Source organism: Streptomyces solincola (genome assembly GCF_002982015.1).
GTDB lineage: Bacteria > Actinomycetota > Actinomycetes > Streptomycetales > Streptomycetaceae > Streptomyces > Streptomyces solincola.
The window spans coordinates 1-1,253 of record NZ_PVLV01000743.1 but is presented as its reverse complement, the minus strand read 5'-3'; the positions used below and the strand labels follow the sequence as shown (position 1 = coordinate 1,253).

Annotated in this window: 1 protein-coding gene and 1 pseudogene; one reads left to right on the top strand and one right to left on the bottom strand. The window is 75.8% G+C overall.

Annotated elements, in window-relative coordinates; genetic code table 11:
- Positions 1-40 precede the first annotated feature (40 nt).
- Entirely contained in the window at positions 41-802 is a 762-nt protein-coding gene (locus tag C6N75_RS29875; protein ID WP_105871952.1) for a LytR/AlgR family response regulator transcription factor, read from the bottom strand.
- A gap of 141 nt (positions 803-943) precedes the next feature.
- Here C6N75_RS29875 and C6N75_RS31190 point away from each other — a divergent pair.
- Positions 944-1,253 (top strand): annotated as a pseudogene (locus tag C6N75_RS31190) (hypothetical protein); the annotation flags it as partial.

The following is a 1,253-nucleotide window of genomic DNA, read 5'->3' as shown; positions in this document are numbered from 1 at the left end:
AGGGCTCGCCGGACGGTAGCCCTCGGGTCCGCCGGTGGGTTCAGGGGCGGGGCGGGTCGCCCTGGGCGGCGTGCCGGGTGAGCAGGTCGCGCAGCGGTCGGGCGTGCCGGCGGCTCACCGCGAGGTCGGCGCCGGCCACCTTGACGGTGGTGGTCCCGGCGTCCAGCCGCAGCTCCTCGACCCGGCGCAGGGCGACCAGGTGGCTGCGGTGCACCCGGACGAAGCCGTGCGCCGCCCAGCGTTCCTCCAGCGTGGACAGCGGGATGCGGACCAGGTGGCTGCCGTCCCCGGTGTGCAGCCGGGCGTAGTCGCCCTGGGCCTCGACGTAGGCGATGTCCTCGACGGCGACGAACCGGGTGACACCGCCGAGCTCGACGGCGATCTGCTCGGGGGCGGCGGCGGCCGGGGCCGGTTCGGTGAGGTCGCGGACCCGGCGTACCGCCTCGGCGAGGCGTTCGCGGCGGACCGGCTTGAGCACGTAGTCGACGGCCTTGAGGTCGAACGCCTGGAGGGCGAAGCCCTCGTGGGCGGTGACGAAGACGATGAGCGGCGGGCGGTCGAAGTGGGCAATCAACCGGGCGACGTCCAGTCCGGTCCGCCCGGCCATCTGGATGTCCAGGAAGACGACGTCGACGGCGTCCTCGCCGGCCGCGCCGGCCGCCAGTGCCCGTCCGATGCGGCTCAGCGCGGTGTCGGCGTCCGGGGCTCCTTCCGCGCTGCGGACCCGGGGGTCGGCCCGCAGGAGGTAGAGCAGCTCCGCCAGAGCGGGTTGCTCGTCGTCGACGGCCAGTGCGCGCACCATGACCGCGGAGTGTAGGCGGGCCGGTGATTGAGCCGGAAGCGGGCTTCGGCACGTACTGGTCCACGCAGGTGTGGGCAGGGCCGGCGAGGACCCGGCTCCGGTGAGCGCGTCCAGCGCGTGAGGGCAGGGAGAGGCACCCCGATGAGTCTGCGGGAGCGGCATCACGATGTCGCCGCTTATGCGCTGGGTGTGCTGGAGCCCGGGGACGCGGTGGAGTGCGAGGCGCATGTGCGGCGCTGCCCGCCGTGCGCGCAGGGGCTGGCCGGGTTCGCCGTGGTGGTGTCGGCGCTGGCGCAGCTCGCGGGCCGCGCGCCGGCGGAGCCCGTCACCGCGGGAGCGGGGCGGTCCGCGGGTGTGGGGCGCCGGCGTCGGGCCCGCGCCCCGCGCTGGCCGGGGGCGCGGCGCTGGGGCTGGCTCTTATACACATCTCCGAGCCCCCGGGACGCAGAGG

Excerpts from the sequence above, each read along its gene's own strand:
- C6N75_RS29875 (WP_105871952.1), bottom strand. The coding sequence starts at position 802 with ATGGTGCGCGCACTGGCCGTCGACGACGAGCAACCCGCTCTGGCGGAG.